16 protein-coding genes are annotated in these 17,039 nt (G+C 68.0%); 6 read left to right on the top strand and 10 right to left on the bottom strand.

Going from position 1 to position 17,039, the window contains the following annotated elements:
• Positions 1 to 84: 84 nt before the first annotated feature.
• Positions 85 to 552, bottom strand: a complete 468-nt coding sequence (locus WKW79_RS14315; protein WP_340335832.1) for a hypothetical protein — start codon at positions 550 to 552, stop codon at positions 85 to 87.
• A gap of 153 nt (positions 553 to 705) precedes the next feature.
• On the opposite strand from WKW79_RS14315, the gene WKW79_RS14310 reads away from it, so the two are divergent.
• Complete coding sequence (locus tag WKW79_RS14310; protein ID WP_340335831.1) at positions 706 to 1,416, top strand: Crp/Fnr family transcriptional regulator; 711 nt, start codon at positions 706 to 708, stop codon at positions 1,414 to 1,416.
• Here the strand turns inward: WKW79_RS14310 and WKW79_RS14305 are convergent, their stop codons facing one another.
• The 4 genes from WKW79_RS14305 to rtcR all read right to left on the bottom strand — a co-directional run bounded on the left by WKW79_RS14305 (position 1,417) and on the right by rtcR (position 6,104).
• Positions 1,417 to 2,397, bottom strand: a complete 981-nt coding sequence (locus tag WKW79_RS14305) for a tripartite tricarboxylate transporter substrate binding protein (RefSeq protein ID WP_340335830.1) — start codon at positions 2,395 to 2,397, stop codon at positions 1,417 to 1,419.
• Positions 2,394 to 3,245: a shikimate dehydrogenase family protein gene (locus WKW79_RS14300; RefSeq protein WP_340335829.1), complete on the bottom strand. Its 852-nt coding sequence runs from the start codon at positions 3,243 to 3,245 to the stop codon at positions 2,394 to 2,396. The genes WKW79_RS14305 and WKW79_RS14300 overlap by 4 nt, the downstream gene beginning before the upstream one ends.
• A complete protein-coding gene (locus WKW79_RS14295) occupies positions 3,242 to 4,288 on the bottom strand; it encodes a Gfo/Idh/MocA family protein (RefSeq protein ID WP_340335828.1) in 1,047 nt (348 codons plus the stop codon). The genes WKW79_RS14300 and WKW79_RS14295 overlap by 4 nt, the downstream gene beginning before the upstream one ends.
• Before the next feature lie 202 nt (positions 4,289 to 4,490).
• The gene (gene rtcR, locus WKW79_RS14290; RefSeq protein ID WP_340335827.1) at positions 4,491 to 6,104 is read right to left on the bottom strand and encodes an RNA repair transcriptional activator RtcR; all 1,614 of its coding nucleotides are present in this window, start codon (positions 6,102 to 6,104) and stop codon (positions 4,491 to 4,493) included.
• Positions 6,105 to 6,332: 228 nt separating this feature from the next.
• On the opposite strand from rtcR, the gene WKW79_RS14285 reads away from it, so the two are divergent.
• The 5 genes from WKW79_RS14285 to WKW79_RS14265 are packed head-to-tail and all read left to right on the top strand — an operon-like array spanning position 6,333 to position 11,203.
• Complete coding sequence (locus WKW79_RS14285) at positions 6,333 to 7,562, top strand: RtcB family protein (RefSeq protein ID WP_340335826.1); 1,230 nt, start codon at positions 6,333 to 6,335, stop codon at positions 7,560 to 7,562.
• Between the two features lie 7 nt (positions 7,563 to 7,569).
• Positions 7,570 to 8,547 carry a ribonuclease Z gene (locus WKW79_RS14280; RefSeq protein ID WP_340335825.1) on the top strand — a complete coding sequence of 326 codons (978 nt, stop codon included), beginning with the start codon at positions 7,570 to 7,572 and terminating at the stop codon, positions 8,545 to 8,547.
• Positions 8,544 to 9,590 carry an RNA 3'-terminal phosphate cyclase gene (gene rtcA / locus WKW79_RS14275; RefSeq protein WP_340335824.1) on the top strand — a complete coding sequence of 349 codons (1,047 nt, stop codon included), beginning with the start codon at positions 8,544 to 8,546 and terminating at the stop codon, positions 9,588 to 9,590. The genes WKW79_RS14280 and rtcA overlap by 4 nt, the downstream gene beginning before the upstream one ends.
• A gap of 55 nt (positions 9,591 to 9,645) precedes the next feature.
• Positions 9,646 to 10,404: a sulfite exporter TauE/SafE family protein gene (locus tag WKW79_RS14270; protein ID WP_340335823.1), complete on the top strand. Its 759-nt coding sequence runs from the start codon at positions 9,646 to 9,648 to the stop codon at positions 10,402 to 10,404.
• 28 nt (positions 10,405 to 10,432) lie between these two features.
• A complete protein-coding gene (locus tag WKW79_RS14265; RefSeq protein ID WP_340335822.1) occupies positions 10,433 to 11,203 on the top strand; it encodes an SDR family NAD(P)-dependent oxidoreductase in 771 nt (256 codons plus the stop codon).
• Positions 11,204 to 11,219: 16 nt separating this feature from the next.
• Here the strand turns inward: WKW79_RS14265 and WKW79_RS14260 are convergent, their stop codons facing one another.
• The 5 genes from WKW79_RS14260 to WKW79_RS14240 form a co-directional block, all read right to left on the bottom strand.
• Positions 11,220 to 11,681, bottom strand: coding sequence for a MarR family winged helix-turn-helix transcriptional regulator (locus WKW79_RS14260; RefSeq protein WP_340335821.1), 462 nt, complete (start codon positions 11,679 to 11,681; stop codon positions 11,220 to 11,222).
• A 37-nt stretch (positions 11,682 to 11,718) separates the two neighbouring features.
• The gene (locus tag WKW79_RS14255) at positions 11,719 to 13,452 is read right to left on the bottom strand and encodes an acyl-CoA dehydrogenase family protein (RefSeq protein ID WP_340335820.1); all 1,734 of its coding nucleotides are present in this window, start codon (positions 13,450 to 13,452) and stop codon (positions 11,719 to 11,721) included.
• Positions 13,453 to 13,463: 11 nt separating this feature from the next.
• A complete protein-coding gene (locus WKW79_RS14250) occupies positions 13,464 to 15,101 on the bottom strand; it encodes a tannase/feruloyl esterase family alpha/beta hydrolase (protein WP_340336053.1) in 1,638 nt (545 codons plus the stop codon).
• A 146-nt stretch (positions 15,102 to 15,247) separates the two neighbouring features.
• Positions 15,248 to 16,240: a tripartite tricarboxylate transporter substrate-binding protein gene (locus tag WKW79_RS14245; protein ID WP_340335819.1), complete on the bottom strand. Its 993-nt coding sequence runs from the start codon at positions 16,238 to 16,240 to the stop codon at positions 15,248 to 15,250.
• Positions 16,241 to 16,266: 26 nt separating this feature from the next.
• Entirely contained in the window at positions 16,267 to 17,031 is a 765-nt protein-coding gene (locus tag WKW79_RS14240; RefSeq protein ID WP_340335818.1) for an SDR family NAD(P)-dependent oxidoreductase, read from the bottom strand.
• Between the last annotated feature and the right edge of the window lie 8 nt (positions 17,032 to 17,039).

Genomic DNA, 17,039 nt, shown 5'->3' with positions numbered 1-17,039 from the left:
ATGCGAAAAAAATTCCCGATCGGGCGCGCGCTTGCACCCTTGAATGCGCACCGGGGACCCGCATGCGCGCGCGTACGTCGTGCGCTACTTCCCGTCGGTGTCGGGCTCGCTGGCCGTTGACACGGCGGCAACCCGGTGAGCCAAACCCTGCAGCCGTGAAACCTCGTCCGTGTATTCGGGGCCGAAGCGCAGCCGGATGTAGCGTGCGTTGCGGCGCTTCGACTCCGCACTCTCGGGGTTGTACTCATTGCGCGTCATGTAGCCGGTGAGGCCGGCGCGGGTCGCCATGATGGTGTCGGCCTTGACCTCCGCGCGCTGTGCACCTCCCGTGTGGACGCTCGCCGAATCCGCGCTGCCGGCCCAGGCCTCGGGTGTTGCTTGCCGCTGTGCCAGGAAGATGTTCAGCGCGGCGACGACATCGGCCCGCACCACCGCGCCACCGACGGTGGAAACGGCCGGTCCCGTCCATTGCTCCGCGGGCACGGTCTGCGCCGGTGACACCGTGCCGCCCGCCACGAGGGTGGCCGAGATTGCGATTTGCGTGGCGTTCATGAGGAGGCCTCCTTCGACTGCAACGTTCGGACCGCGGAGATCGCATCCGTGAGGCGGCAGTGTGGATCCGGGCGCTTGCGAGGGATGTGCGCTGGCGCACACATTTGCGCAACGCGTGGCCCGGCGCGCAGAATGGAATGCCCGCCGACGCCCATGGATCCGCCGTTTCGCTCCAGCCTGGCCTTGCGCTCCCTGCCTCTGTTCGCGGGCCTGCCCGACGCGCGGCTGGAACGACTGGCGCAGCAATGCCGCTGGCAGCACCTGACGGCGCACCAACCCCTGCTGTTGCGCGGCGACCCGCCGTCGGGCGATGTGTACTTGCTGCTCTCCGGCCGATTGCGCGTGACGAGCTACTCGGCGGGCGGCCGGCAGGTGAGCTTCAGGGATTCGGTGAAAGGCGACTGGTTCGGCGACATGGCCGCCATCGACGGCGAACCGCGCTCGGCCGATGTCGTCACGCTGGAGGCCAGCACCGTGGCCAGCCTGGACGGCGCTGCGTTCATGGCGCTGCTGCGTGAAGAACCCCTTGTGGCCGAGCGCGAGATGCGCCACCTGGTGGGCCTGGTGCGGCAGTTGTCGCAACGCGTGATCGAACTGAGCACGCTCGGCGTGCAGAACCGGCTGCATGCGGAACTGCTGCGGATGGCGCGCGCGGAAGGTGTCGTCGACAACGTCGCGAGGCTGGACCCTGCGCCGCTGCACGAGGCGCTGGCCAGCCGCATCAGCACCCAGCGCGAGCAGGTCAGCCGCGAGCTGGCCCAATTGACCCGCGACGGCCTGGTCGAGAAGGACGGCAAGGCCATGGTGCTGCGCGACGTGGAGCGCTTGAGCCGGATGGTGGCGCAGGTCAGTGGTGCCGGGTAATTACTTTCCGAGCGCCAGCTTGCCGACGATGTCCGAGTAGAACGCGTTCTCGCGCTCCAGCGCGACGCGGAACTTGTCGCCGTCCTCGTTGACCAGGCCCAGGTACTGGCGCTTGAAGAACTCGCGATAGGCCGGGTCCTGCGTGGCCTTGTCGACCACCTTGCGCAGGGTGGCCATCACGTCGGCCGGCGTGCTCTTGGGCGCGGCCAGGGCGCGCCATGTGCCCAGTTGCAAGTCGATGTTGCGTTCCTTGAAGGTCGGCACCTGGTCGAAGTCCTTCAGGCGCTTGTCCGACATCACGGCCAGCATCTTGAGCTTGCCGCCCTGCACGTGGATCCCGACCTCGCCGGTGGTGGCGAAGGTGGCGTCGACCTGGCCGCCCAGCAGGCCGACGACCGCCGGGCCGGCGCCGATGTAGGGCACGTTGTTGAATTCGATGTTGGCCTTCTTCTCGAGCGCGATGGCGGCCAGGTGGTAGGTGGCGCCGACGCCGGAGTTGGAGACGGTGGTCTTGCCGGGATGGCTCTTCACATGGGCGAGGAACTGTTCGAGCGTGGTCCAGGGCGCATCGGCCTTGACGACCAGCGCGATCGGGTCGGCATTGATGCGGGCGATGTAGTTGAAGTCCTGCCATTGCGTCTTGCCGATGCCTTGCAGGTAGGCGAGCGAAACCTCCGGCGTCACCATCGTGAGCTTGTAGCCGTCGGGCTTGGCGTTGGCGCCTTCGGTGTGGCCGATGGAGCCGGAGGCGCCGGGGCGGTTGACCACGATCACGGGCTGCGGCAGGTTGCGGCCGGCCACGTCGGCAAAGGCGCGGGCCACGGCATCGGTGCCGCCGCCGACGGCCCAGGGCACGATGAGTTCGATGGGGCGCGTGGGGTAGTCGGCCGCATGGCTGGTGATGGCGATGGCCAGCAGGCCCGTGGCGCAGAGGGCGCGGCGGGTGAAGCGGGGCAGGGTGTCGAGGATGCGGGTGCTCATGGGTTCTCTCCTGGATGGGGTGTGGATGCGGTGACGGGGGTTTCTTGAAGGCCGAAGAAGCGCGTGACCAGGGCGGCCTGGTTCTCGAGCAGGTGCCGGCCGAGATGGATGCGATGTCCGCGCGACTCGGCGGCGAGCAGCAGCGGCGTGCGCTCCGGTTTCATGATCAGGTCGGCGACGATGGCGTCGGGGCGCAACCCGTCGATCGCGAAGGGGAGCGGGTCGCCTGCGGCCATGCCGCAGGGCGTGGCGTTGATGGCAAGGTCGTGTTCGGTGTCGGCATGCCCGCCTTCGCTGACTTGCAGGCGCGGGTGGATCGCGCGCAACTGCCGGGCGAGTTCGTGCTGGCGTGAGGGGTCTGAATCGACCAGCCGGATCGCGGCGATGCCGGCGCCAGCCAAGGCGTGCGCGACGGCCTTGCCGGCGCCACCACAGCCCGTGAGAAACACGCGCTGGTCCACGCATTGGATGTCTTGCGCCTGCAGGCCGGCCACGAAACCGGCGCCGTCGTACATCTCGCCCTGCCAACGCCCGTCCGCCAGTCGGCGCATGCAATTGGCCGCACCGACCGCCTGTACATGGACGCCCAGCAGGTCGAGGTGTTCCAGGATGGCGACCTTGTGCGGGACTGTGACGACGATGCCGTCGAGGTTGGCAAGGGCCTTCAGCCCCGCGATGGCGACGGGAAGCTGCGCCGCCGGAACCTGCAGCGGCACCAGCACGGCATTGGCCCCGAGCTCCGCGAAAAGCCGGTTGAAGAGTGCAGGCGACTTGGCCTGCGCGATCGGGTCCCCGATGATCGCGAACAGTCGTGTGTCGCCCGAGATCGGCGGGTTGCTCGATGTCATGCGAGGGCCTTGCTGTGGTGGAGCGGCACGAACGCGCGTGCCGCGGACGAATCGATCAGGGCCTCGATCAGGCGATGCACCGCGAGGCCGGCCTCGCCGTCTGCGGCGGGCGCCCGCCGCTCGCGGATCGCATCCACGAAATCGGCGATGAGGGCGCGATGCGGGCCGTGCCCGAAGGCCATGGGCTGTGCGCCGGCGCCGGTCGCCGAGGGTTCGCCGCAGCGCTCCTCGCGGCCATCCAGCCATTGCACGCGCAGTTCGCCGCCACCGAGCGTGGCGCTGGCGAGCGTGCCGCCCAGTTCGATGCGCTCGGCAAAGCCGGGGAAGGCGGCGGTGGTGGCGACCAGGCTTGCCAGCATGCCGTTGCGCATGCGCAGCGAGCCGCAGACCAGGTCCTCGCACTCCATGCGGTGCGCCGCGCTGGTCGTGCTCAGGGCCGCGACTTCATCGACCGGCCCGGCCAGGTCGAGGAACAGGTCGAGCGTGTGGATGGCCTGCGTCAGCAGCACGCCGCCGCCGTCCCGTGCCAACGTGCCGCGGCCGGGTGCGTCGTAGTAGCTCTGCGGCCGCCACCAGCGGACATCCACCAGCGCATGAGTCAGCGTGCCCAATGCGCCATCGAGCAACAGTTGCTTGAGGTGCCGGAACGCCGGGCGCATGCGATGTTGAAAGACGACGCCGAGCGTCACGCCGTGTGCGCGGCATACGTCGACCACAGCGCGGGCGCGGGCCGTGTCGATGTCCAGGGGCTTCTCCAGCAGCACATGGATGCCGCGCGCCGCCAGGCGCTGGACGATATCCAGGTGGGTGTGCGGCGGCGTCAGCACCAGGGCGGCGCCAACACTGGCGTCGGCGAGCACGTCGTCGATGGAAGTAGTGGGGCGGGCGCCCTCGAAGATCGCCGCCTGCTCGCCGGTGCGTTCGATGTTGCGGCCGACGATCCATGCGACGTCCAAGCGATCACGCAGGTCGAGGAGGCTGTCGCGATGCGGAGCCCACGCGAGACCGGTGCCGAACACCGCGATTCTCAGGTTCGACTGCATACGCGACGCGCTCGTTGACAAGACTTCTTCATCACACACCCTTGGAGGCAAGACGTTGCCTGTTGGCGTGATGTTACTAACTAGTTAGATACTTAAAGATTGGGGATTACCCGGGCAATGGCTGTGGGCGGGTGTTCGATTCCGCGCTCGGAGGCCTGTGGCGCCAGCATCGAGCTTGCGCCGGGCTCCGATGGGTCGACTGTCAGCGAAGCGCGGTGGAGAGGGTGTCCCAGCTCAATCCGTGCTTGGCGAGGTACTTGCGCAGGCGGTCGGCATCGTTGACCACGCTGCGTTGCGTCCGCGAGGCATGAAAGAGCTGACGACCGGCGTCCGACAGCGTGCGCGCCTGTTGGCAGATGCGCAGCACGGCCTCCAACTGCAGGCGATCGAACAGGTCCATCGCCTCGGCGCGCTCGGTCCCGAGCAGCGCGTTCAAGTCGACGTCCTGCGCGCCGTGCGAAGGCGCGCTGGCGCGTTGCCAGAGCCAACGCAATCGCGCAATCTCCGCCTCCACGAGCCCGACCGTGATGCGCCCGCCATCCGCGAGCGTCGCCATCCGCGTCACGCTGGCGCTCAGGTCACGGAAGTTGCCGCTCCACGGCGCGTCCGCGCTCTGTGCGAAGCGAAGGTAGGCGGCGCGCGCCTCGGCGTTGAATCGCACCACGCGATTCGCCTCGCCCGCATGGAGCATCAGCAAATGCTCGATGTTGGGCTCGATGTCCTCGGTGCGTTGCGCCAGGCCGGGCAGCGCATAGGTCCACAGGTTGATGCGGGCGAACAGGTCGTCCCGGAAACGCCCGGCCGCCACCTCCTCGCGCAGGTCGCGGTTGGTGCCGGCGATGAGTTGAAAGTCGCTTGCCACTTCGCGATCGGCACCCATCGGAAAGAAGCGCTTCTCCTCGATGGCCTTGAGCAGCATGGCCTGCTCGTCGAGCCCGAGTTCTCCGATCTCGTCGAGGAACAGCACGCCTTCGTGCGCGGTACGCAGCAGCCCTGCGCGCTCGGTGGCTGCGCCGGTGAAGGCCCCCTTCCTGTGGCCGAACAGTGCCGAGGCCGCGCCGTCGCCACGCAAGGTGGCGCAGTTGACTTCCACGAAGACGCCGGTGCCCACCTGATGCCGCGCCTTCTTCAACTCGTACATGCGACGCGCCAGGAAGGATTTGCCCGCACCGGTCGGGCCGACCAGCAGGATGGGCGCGCGCGAGCGAACTGCCACATGCTCGATCTCGTCAATGAGTGCGTTGAAGCGGGCATTGCGCGTGGCGATGCCGCTCTTCAAGAAGGTCACCGCGTCGCGCTGCTCGGCGTCGAAGCGCTTGGCGATGGCGTCATAGCGCGACAGGTCGAGGTCGATCAACGCCACGCTGCCCGGATCGCCCTGGCGCTGGCGCTTGGCCGGCGAGGTCTGCGCCAGCACACCGGGAATGACGCGGGACTCGGCCAGCAGGAACATGCAGATCTGTGCGACGTGCGTACCGGTGGTGATGTGCGCCCAGTACTGCTCGCGCTCGGTGTCGAAGGCGTAGTTGCGCGCCCAGTCGTAGAGGCGCGTGTAGACCTCGCCGAAGTCCCAGGGATCGGCGATGTCGAGCACGACGACGTTGACCGTGGTTTCGGGTGACACGGTCGAGATGTCGGCCCGGACCCCTTCCGCCAGCGCGGTGTGCGCACGGGTGCAGATCAGTTCGAGGCGGGCGACGACCTTGTCTTCATGCTGGGTCAGGGCTACCGTCGGTCGCCACTTGGACCACCGGCCAGCGCCCTGGCCGGAGTCGAGCTGGGTGCCGAGGAAGCCGATGACGACAATGGGTTTCATCTGTAGCTAAATAACTAGCGCAAATTCTAGTAAAGCTGAATTGCGACCGCGAGGCGAACACAGGGTTTGAAAAAAACGCCTTTCCAATCAAGGGGTTGCATCAACCGGAGAGCGGCTTGGGGCCGCTGGCACATTCTTCGCAATACCAAGGCAAGCGCCGTGTGGCGTGAGTCGGGGGAGGGCACACGAGGTGGTGCTTTCCCCGAACGACCCGAAGAGGGAACAAGCATGGAATCGATCAACAACTACAAGCTGCATGAAGTCGAGCACGGCGTCCCCGTGAAGATGTGGACCCGCGGCGTGCCCGTGGAAGCCGAGGCGCAGAAGCAACTCGAGAACGCGGCGCGCCTGCCCATCGTGTTCAAGCACATCGCGGCCATGCCGGACGTGCACTACGGCATCGGCGCCACCGTCGGCTCGGTGATCCCGACCTTCAAGGCCATCATCCCCGCCGCCGTCGGCGTGGACATCGGCTGCGGAATGATGGCGTGCAAGACCACGCTCAACGCCCGCGACCTGCCCGACAACCTGGGCCCGCTGCGCTCGGCCATCGAGAAGGCAGTGCCGCACGGCTCCAACCCCAAGCGCATGGGCCGCGACAAGGGCTCGTGGGAAACGCCGCCGAACGAAACGGACGCGGCATGGGCCAGGCTCGTCGACGAGTTCGATGCGATCTGCGAGGACTACCCGCGCCTGAAGAACACCAACAACCGCAAGCACCTGGGAACGCTCGGGACCGGCAACCACTTCATCGAGGTGTGCCTGGACGAAGCCGGTGCCGTGTGGTTCATGCTGCACTCGGGCTCGCGTGGGGTGGGCAATGCCATCGGCACGCATTTCATCGAACTGGCGAAGAAGGATGCTGAAGTGCATCAGCGCAACCTGCCCGACCAGGACCTGTCGTACTTCGAGGAAGGCTCGCAGTACTTCGGCGACTACGTGCGTGCGGTGGGCTGGGCGCAGAAGTTCGCCCGCGCCAATCGCGAGGTGATGATGCAGCGCGTGGTCGGTGCCGTGCGCAAGGTCATCGCCAAGCCTTTCGAGGCGCATGTGGAAGCGGTGAACTGCCACCACAACTACGTGAGCCGCGAGACGCACTTCGGCGAGGACGTGCTCGTGACCCGCAAGGGGGCGGTGAGTGCCAAGGCCGGTGAGCTGGGGATCATCCCCGGCAGCATGGGCGCGAAGAGCTACATCGTGCGCGGCAAGGGCAACCCGGAAAGCTTCATGAGCTGCAGCCACGGCGCGGGACGCGCCATGAGCCGCACCAGGGCGAAGAAGATGTTCACCATCGCCGACCAGATCGCCGCGACCGAAGGCGTCGAATGCCGCAAGGATGCCGACGTGATCGACGAGATCCCGATGGCCTACAAGGACATCGATGCGGTGATGGATGCGCAGAAGGACCTGGTGGAGGTGGTCTACACGCTCAAGCAGGTGGTGTGCGTGAAAGGCTGAGGACGCAATGCTGACGCTGACCTTCCTCGGAACTTCTTCCGGCGTGCCCACGCGGCAGCGCAATGTGACCAGCCTGGCCGTGCAAACGGTGGCTGGGCACGACTGGTTCCTGGTCGACGTCGGCGAAGGCACGCAGCATCAGTTGCAGCACACGCGGCTGTCGCTGCACGAGTTGGCCGCCATCTGCATCACGCATGTGCACGGGGACCATTGCTACGGGCTGCCGGGCTTGCTCGCGAGCGCCGGCATGGCGGGGCGCAAGAAGCCGCTGAAGCTGATCGCGCCGCTGCCGGTGTGGGACTGGCTGGACGCGACACGCGCTTGCACCGACCTGCATCTGCCCTTCGAGGTGACGCATGTCGACATCGCCTCGGGCGCGACGCCGTTGTGGGACGCGGCCGGCGTGCGCATTGGCGCCCATGCGTTGAGCCATCGCGTGCCCAGTCATGCGCTCAGTGTCGATGTGGAGACGCGTCGCATCAAGCTCGATGCAGATGCATTGCGCGCGGCCGGTCTGCCGGCCGGACCATTGTGGAAGGCGTTGCAGGAGGGCCAGGACGTGAGCTTCGAGGGCCGCATGCTGCGCAGCGCCGACTTTGCGACGCAACAGGCGCAGCAGGTGCGCGCCGTCATCGGCGGTGACAACGCCGACGTTTCGCTGCTGGCCGAAGCATGCCATGGCGCGCAAGTGCTGGTGCATGAAGCGACCTACACGCAAGCCGTGCTGGACAAGGCCGGTCCCGGACCGATGCACAGCTCGGCAAAGCAGGTGGCCGCGTTCGCGCAGGCCGTGGCAGTGCCGAACCTGGTGCTGACGCACTTCAGCGCGCGCTATCACAACGCCGAGGGGCTGATGGAACTGGAGACGGAGGCTCGTTCGCAGTACAGCGGCGGCCTCTGGCTTGCCAACGACTTCGATGTGTTCGAGTTGGACGCGGACGGCGTGCTGAACAAGAAACAAGGCAAAGCAGAACAGAAGAAATGATCGAACTCGACGGTTCCCAAGGCGAAGGCGGCGGCCAGATCCTGCGCACCGGGCTTGCGCTCTCCATGGTCACTGGCCGCCCGCTGCGCATCGAGCGCATCCGTGCCAGGCGACCCAAGCCCGGCCTGATGCGCCAGCACCTGGCCTGCGTGCTCGCGGCCGCTGACGTCAGCGGCGCGCAGGTGGAGGGCGCGGAACTGGGCGCGCAGACCTTGTGCTTCTCGCCCGGTGCGGTGCGCGCGGGCGACTACCGCTTTGCCATTGCCAGTGCCGGCAGTTGCCTGCTGGTACTGCAGACCGTGCTGCCAGCGCTGATGCTCGCGGATGCGCCCAGCCGTGTGCGCTTGAGCGGTGGCACGCACAACCCGATGGCGCCGCCATTCCACTTCCTGCAGCGTGCCTATGCGCCGCTGGTGCGTCGCATGGGCGCGGACCTGCAGCTCACGCTGCGTCGCTGCGGCTTCTATCCTGCGGGCGGTGGCGAGGTCGAGGCTGCGATCCATCCGGCCGCGGGCGGCCTGCAGCCCTTCGACCTGCTGGCGCGTGGTGCGCCGAAGGCGGCCTTCGCCGAATGCCTGGCGCCCGGGCTCGCGCGCAACATCGCACGGCGCGAGCTGGATGCGGTGGGGGCGGCCATGGGCTGGTCGGGTGATCAGCTGCGCATCGGCGAGCAGCGCCAGAACGAAGGCCCCGGCAATGCGCTGATGGCGACGCTGGAATACGAGCAGGTGACCGAGGTGTTCTGCTCGTTGGGTGAACGCGGCCTGAGCGCGGAGGAAGTGGCACGTCGCCTTGTCGTGGAAGTGCGTGCGTTCCAGGCCGGCAACGCCGCGGTGGGCGCGCATCTGGCCGACCAGCTTGCGCTGTTGATGGGGCTGGCGGTGTGGCAGTCGGGGCGGAGCGCGGCTTTCACCTGCAGCGAGTTGACCGAGCACACACGCACCAACTGCGCGGTGATCGAACGCTTCCTGCCGGTTCGCTTTGCGCTGGAAGTCGAGGGTTCGCAACTGGCGGTGAAAGCGGCGAGGGTCGCGATGGCATGAGTGAAGGCGCACTGCGGTCCGGCAGCGCGGGCATGCGCGTGTGAAAATCCGCCGCTTGCAGTTCGCTCCCATCTCCGACCCCCATTTCTACGCCGCCGCCGTGCCGGCCGTGCTGCTGCTCGGCATCAGCAAGAGCGGCTTTGGCGCCGGTTTCGGCTCGCTGGCCGTGCCGATGATGGCGCTGGCCGTCACCGTGCCCGAGGCCGCCGCGATCCTGATGCCGGTGCTGCTGCTGATGGACCTGCTGGGCCTTGCCGCGTTCCGTCGCGACTTCGATCGGCGGCTGCTCGGCTTCCTCATTCCCTTCGGGCTGGTCGGCACGGTGATCGGGGCCTTGCTGTTTCGCACGCTGTCGGCGCATGCCGTGGCGGGCATCGTGGGCCTGTTCACGCTGCTGTTCCTGGCGCAGCGGCTGTTGTTCCCGCCCAAGGCCGACGCGGCGCCGCCATCACGCGTTGCGGGCGGCGTGCTGACGACGATCTCGGGCTTCACCAGTTTCATCGCGCACGCGGGCGGGCCGCCGGTCAATGCCTATGTGATTCCGCTGCGGCTCAAGCCGGTGGAGTTCGCGGCGACGATGGCGTACTTTTTCTTCGTCGTGAACCTGAGCAAGTGGGTGCCCTATGCCTGGCTCGGGTTGCTCGACTGGCGCAACATGGCCACCTCGGTGGTGCTGCTGCCGCTGGCGCCCTTCGGCGTGTGGATGGGGGTGCGCATCGCACGCCGCATCAGTTCGACCTGGTTCTATCGCCTGCTTTACCTGGGCATGCTGTTGACCGGGATCAAGCTGGTGTGGGATGGATTCATCGCCTGAACTTCCAACAATCAGACAAGGCCACGACATGACCACTTCATCTTCCAACCGACTCACCATCCTCACCGGCGCCTCGCGCGGCCTGGGGCGCGCGATGGCGCAACAACTGCTGCAACCCGGAGCGACGCTGGTTTGCATCTCGCGTCACGGGGATGCCGCGCTGGCCGAAGCGGCCCGGGCTGCGGGCGTCGTGCTGGAACAGTGGCAGCAGGACCTGGCCAATTCGGTCGTCGCGGCCGAACGGCTGGCTGCCTGGCTGCAGGCGATCGAGCCATCGCGTTTTGCGCGCGCCACGCTCATCAACAACGCCGGCACGGTCGGCCATCCCCGGCCACTGGGCGACAGCGTCATTGCTGAAATCGCGCAGGCTTTGCGCGTTGGCCTCGGTGCGCCAGTGATGCTGACGAGCGCCTTCCTCGCTGGGACACGCGACTGGCCGGCCCGGCGCGAAGTGCTCAACATCTCCTCGGGCCTGGGCCGCAACGCGATGGCCAGCCAGGCGCCGTACTGCGCGGCCAAGGCCGGCATGGACCACTTCTCGCGTGCCGTGGCGCTGGAAGAAGCGATGCGGCCGAACGGCGCACGGATCGTGTCGCTGGCGCCGGGCGTGATCGACACCGACATGCAAGTCACGTTGCGCAGCACCGGGGCCGATGATTTCCCCGATCGCGAGCGCTTCGTGCAATTGAAGGCGCAAGGCCTGCTGGATTCGCCGGAGACCGCGGCCGCGAAAGTACTGGGTTATCTGGACCGGGCCGACTTTGGCAGCAAGCCGGTGGCGGACGTGCGGGACGCCTGAGCGTGCCCGCGGCAGCTCAGAGATAGACCTTCTGCAGCAACTTGATCAACGTCTCCCGTTCGCGCACCGTCAGCTTGGCGCTCGCATCCAGTTCCAGTTGCGTCACCGTCTGCTCGGCCTCGCGCACCAGCTTCCTGCCTGCGGCTGTGAGGTGCAGGCCGACGGCGCGGCCGTCGGTCGGATGCGGGCGGCGCTCGATGAGGCCGCGGCTGTCCATCGCGGCGACCAGGCTCACCAGGTTGGGTGGCAGGATGTCGAGCGTGGCGCAGAGCTGGCGCGAGGTGGCGCCGGGGTTGTGCGCGAGCAATGACAGCACCGAGAAGTCGACCTGCTTGAGCCCGTACACCGCCATGCGCTCGGCGAACACGGAACTGATCACGCTCCAGGCCCGGCGCGTGTTGTAGCCCACCAGGGATTCGAGGACGCGCGTGTCCAGTGCGGCGGATTCGGAAGAAGAAGGTGTGCGGGCGGTCGGCATGATGCCGCGAGCGTAACTTAACGCCGCCGTCGTCGTATCAGGCCGCTGGCTGCAAGCTCACCGCCTCGCAGGCCCGCTTGACCATGCCCAGCCGCATGTCGAACTCCGGCAGCACATGGCGACGGAAGGCCGCGGCCGGCACCGACCAGCGTGCGAGATCGGCCTCGTCCGACGCGGCCACGTCGATGCGCGCCCAGGCCCAGGCCATCAGCGTCAGCATCACCACGCGCAGGTAGTCATCGGCCACTTCGTAGGGCAGCGCGGGGTCGGCATGCGAGGCCATCGCCACCGTGGTCGTGAGGTAGCGCAGTTGGGCCAGCCGGCGCTGCGCGTCCGCGTCGGTGTCGCGCGAGGCTTCCAGTTCGTCGCGCAGTTCGACCAGCAGCTTGCCCATGCCGGTTCCGCCATCGGGCAGCACCTTGCGCACCAGCAGGTCGATCGCCTGGATCTCGTTGGTGCCCTCGTAGATCATCGACACGCGCGCATCGCGCACGATCTGCTCGACGCCCGATTCGCGCACGTAGCCGTGGCCGCCGAACACCTGCAGGCATTCGCTCGCACCCTGGAAGCCCTGCTGCGTGCAAGCCGCCTTCAGCACCGGCGTGATGAGCGCGCACCAGCGCTGCGCACGCTCGCGCACCCCCTTGTCCGCATCGTGCTTCGCCACGTCGAGCAGCAAGGCCGTGCGATAGGTGAGCACACGCGCGCCATCGATCCAGGCGCGTTGCGTGTCGAGGATGCGGCGCATCGCGGGATGCTCGACGATCAGGTCGGCGGCATCGTTCGGTCCGCGGCTGGCCGGCACTTGCGGTGCGCGCATCTGGCGCCGCTCGCGCGCATAGGCGTCGGCCTTCTGCCACGCTGCATCGAGCAGGCCGATGCCCTGCAACGCGACCAGCAGGCGTGCCGAGTTCATCATCACGAACATGGCCTGCAGCCCGCGGCTGGGCTCGCCGATGAGCCAGCACGTGGCCTCGTCTAAGCGCATCTGGCAAGTGGGGCTGCCGTGCAGGCCCATCTTTTCCTCGATGCGCTCGCAGTGGATCGCGTTGCGCGTGCCATCCGGCAGCAGCTTCGGCGCGAGCACCAGCGACAGGCCCTTGGGGCCGGCCGGTGCATCGGGCAGGCGGCAGAGCACCAGGTGCACGATGTTGTCGCTCAGGTCGTGCTCGCCGCCGGAGATGAAGATCTTGCTTCCGCTCACGCGATGGCTGCCATCAGCCTGCGGCGTGGCGCGCGTGCGCACCTGGCCGAGGTCGCTGCCGGCATGGGCTTCGGTCAGGCACATGGTGGCCAGCCATTCGCCGCTGGCGAGCTTCGGCAGGTAGTGCTGCTTCAGTTCATCGTTGCCGTGATGCTTCAGGCATTCATAGGCGCCGTGCAGCAGGCCGGGCGCCATGTTGAAGCCCTGGTTCGCTGCGCTGAGCCATTCCGACACGATGGCCGACAGCAGCGCGGGCAGGCCCTGGCCGCCGTCTTCGGGTGCGGCGGACAAGGCGGGCCAGCCTGCTTGCCAGAACGCACGATAGGCTTCGCGGAAACCCGGCGGCGTCGTGACGCTGCCTTGATCGAAGCGGCAGCCGGCTTCGTCGCCCACGCGGTTCAGCGGCGCGATCACTTCGCCGATGAAGCGGCCGGCCTCCTCGAGCAATTGCGACTGCAGCGGTGCGTCGAACTCGCCAAAGGGCGCGAGGCCGTTGAGCCGGCAGGAGGCGCCGAGCACCGCATCGAGGATGAAGCGCTGGTCTTCGGGGCGAGGCTGGTAGTCCATGCGAAGAGCTTTCAGGGGGCGCTGCAGGCAAAGCTGCTTGCGCTTTCGGTGTCGCCGCCCTTGTAGCGCGCGACTTGCGGGTAGGGGCACAGGGGCCGGGTGCGCTTGGGCGACCAATTGGCTGGTACCTCCGCGTTGACCACGTTGGCCCCGGGGCCGCGCGCGTTGGCCGTGATCGAAGCCGGCGCCTGGCCTTGCTCGACCCAGGCGACCAGTGCCGACAGCATCTCGAACTGGTCGGTGGCCGGGCCGCCCGAACAGTGGTTCATGCCGGGCACGGGGAAGTAGCGCGCGAAGGCCATCGCGTTGCCACCGTTCGCGGCCTGCACGCGCTCGTACCAGGCGGCCGTGTCGTCGGACGAGAACACCGGGTCGCTGGTGCCGTGGTAGACCATCATCTTGCCGCCGCGGTTGCGCAGCGCCGACAGGTTGGCCGCGTCGGGCGGTGTCATGAAGGCCATCGACGACGTGCGGTAGACCGGATCGGTGGCCTCGATGCGCTGCAGGTCGCGGTCCACGTCGAAGCCCAGCGTGAAGGCCATGCCGCCGGGGCGGTCGACCATCGGCGGGGTCGCGAAGATGAACTGCACCGCCCCGGAGTCGCGCGTGCCCGGACTGGCGAACTTCCACTCGCGCCAGTTGCTGCCGCTGATGCCGCCGTCCCAAGGGAAGCTGGCGTAGATCGGCTTGCCGGTGCCGGTGCGCGCGCCTGCGAAGACGTTCGACAGCGCCGTCTTCTGCGGTGCGCTCAGGCAACTGCCGTCGCGCACGCCGGGCGCACAAGTCGGCACCGCGGCGTCGAGCTTGAAGTTCGCCTGGCACGCCTTGAGGTCGCCCACGATGCCATCGGCCAAGCCGTCGAGTGCGTCGCATTGCGCGAGCACCTTGTCGTTCACGAGCTTGAGTTCGGCGGGCGTGAAGGCACTTTGCAGGTCGGGTTCGCCGGCGTCCGACTTCACGGTGGCGGCCTTGGCATATTGCTGCGCCCCGTAGAGCTGGGCCACGGCTGCCTTCGGCAGGTTGAAGCCCGGGTTGCCGACGAGGATGCCGTCGTACTCGCCGGCGGAACGCACGGCCGCGACCATCGCGTGCCGCCCACCGTTGGAGCAGCCGCCGAAGTAGGAGCGATCCGGCCCACGCCCGTAGGCACGCGCGATCAGCCCCTTGGCCATGGGCGTGAGTTGCGCGACGGCGTTGTAGCCGTAGTCGAGCCGTGCCTGCGGGTCGATGCCGAAGCGCGGGCCCATCGAGCCGGGATGCCCCGCGTCGGAGCTGATGACGGCAAAGCCCATCTGCAAGGCGTTGGTGGTCGGTGCGCCGCCGCCGATGCCGCCCAGCGCGGGCACCACCGCGCCATCGAGCCCGCCGTTGGCTTGGTAGAAGAAGCGCCCGTTCCATTCGACCGGCATGCGCAGCTCGAAGCCGATCGCGTAGGTGTTGTTGTCGACCGCGCTGACGCGCTCGTTGAGCTTGCCGCGGACAAGGCAGTGCGCCGGTGCGGGTTGGCTGCCGCTGCCGATCGCGACCGGCCCACCCGGCACGGCTGTCGCCTGGGTGATGACGGTGCCGACGGGGCCGCTGAGGTTCGCCAGGTCGCCGCAGGCCGTGAGTTCGCCCGGCCGCGCGGCGCCGAGCTGCGGCGGCGGCATGCCCGGCGCGATGCCCGCGCAGCCTGTCAGCGTTGCGACTGCCAGTGCAAGCGCGGGGGCTCCACGCAACCGGCTCGGCCGGCGCGCCGCCCCTTGCAAGGCGGAGGGCGAAGCAACACGCCGCGTGCGAAGACCGGGCCTGCCCATCATGACTCCGCCGTGAAGCCGATCTGCTTGACCAGCGGACCCCAGCGTTCGTACTCCGCCTTCTGGTCGGCCGCCATTTCCTGCGGCGTGCTGCCATGCGCCACCAGCCCGACCAGGGCCAGCGCATCGATGACCGACTTGTCGGCGAGCGCGGCGTTGATGGCGGCGCTCGCACTGGCGATGGTGGCCGCCGGGGTCTTCGCCGGCGCATAGAAGCCGAACCATTCCTCGACCGTGCAATCCGGATAGCCGAGTTCGGTGAAGGTGGGCACGTCGGGCAGGTACGGCGAGCGCTTCTTGCCCGAGGTGGCGAGCACGCGCACGCGGCCGGCCTTCATGTATTGCAGGTAGTCGCCGCTGGGGTTCATCGCGGCGGCGATCTGGCCGCCGACCAGGTCGGTGATGCTGGGCACGGTGCCGCGATAGGGAACGTGCTTCAGTTCCACCCCGGCGCGCAGGCCGAGCAGGGCGCCCAGCAGATGCGGCATGGAGCCGGCGCCCGGCGAGCCGTAGCTGGCCTGTGCCGGGTTGGCCTTGGCCCAGGCCAGGAAGTCCTTCAGCGTCTTCACTTCTTCCGGCACGGCGGGTCCGACGGCCAGGCCGTGGAACATGATGGCGCCGATCGACACCGGCGCCACGTCCTCCTGCTTGTAGCTGAGCTTCGGATAGATGTACGGGTAGACCGAGAGCGCGGACACAGGGGCCAGCGTCAGCACGGAGCCATCCGGCGGTGAGGCCTTGAGCGACTCGACGGCGATGCGGCCACCGGCGCCGGGCTTGTTCTCGACGAAGCCGGCGTTCTTGCTGTAGGGCGTGCCGCCCAGCTTCTCCGCCACACGACGCGCCACGCTGTCACCGGCGCTCCCGGCTGGAAAGCCGTAGTAGATCTTGACCTGGTCCAGAGCCTGCGCGAGGGCGCTCAACGGGCGGAGCGCCGCGAGCGCGGTGAGGGCGCCGGCAGCAGAGAGGATGGTGCGACGGGTAGTGCTCATGTCATGTCTCCGGTGGTTGTGGAAGGTCAGCGCGGCGCCATGCGCAAGGCGCCATCGAGACGGATCACCTCGCCGTTGAGGTGGCCGTTGGTCACGACATGGCAGGCCAGCTCGGCGAACTCCGAGGGCTTGCCCAGTCGGGGCGGGAACGGAATCGACGCGGCCAGCGACTGCTGCACCGGTTCCGGCAATTCCATGAGCAGGGGCGTCGCGAACAGCCCGGGTGCGATCGTGCAGACACGGATGCCGTGCTGCGCCAGGTCGCGTGCCATCGGCAACGTCATGCCGACCAGTCCGCCCTTCGATGCGCTGTAGGCCTGCTGGCCGACCTGCCCGTCGAAGGCCGCGACCGATGCGGTGAAGAGCATCACGCCCTTGTCGCCGTCTTCGAGCGCTGGCAGCTTGGCGCAAGCCGCCGCGAACAGGCGCGCCATGTTGTAGCCGCCGATCAGGTTGACGTTGACCACGCGCACGAAGTCTTCCAGCGGCGCGGGATTGCCGTCCTTGCCGACGATGCGCTTGGCACTGCCGATGCCGGCGACGTTCATGAGGATGCGCGCCGGGCCATGCGCGGCGGCGGCGCGTTCGATGGCGGCGACGGCGCTCTCGGTGTTGGTGATGTCGCAGGCGCAGGCGATGCCGCCGATGTCTTTCGCGACCTTCTCCGCCAGTTCGGCATTGCGGTCGAGCACCGCGACCTTGGCGCCGAGGCGCGCGAGTTCACGCGCGGTCGCTTCACCGAGCCCCGATGCGCCGCCCGTGACGAGTGCGGCTTGTCCTTCGATCTTCATGTGTCGTG

It is taken from the genome of Variovorax robiniae (assembly GCF_037889955.1).
In the GTDB taxonomy this organism is placed as follows: Bacteria; Pseudomonadota; Gammaproteobacteria; order Burkholderiales; family Burkholderiaceae_C; genus Variovorax; species Variovorax robiniae.
This window is presented reverse-complemented; position numbering and strand designations above follow the sequence as displayed.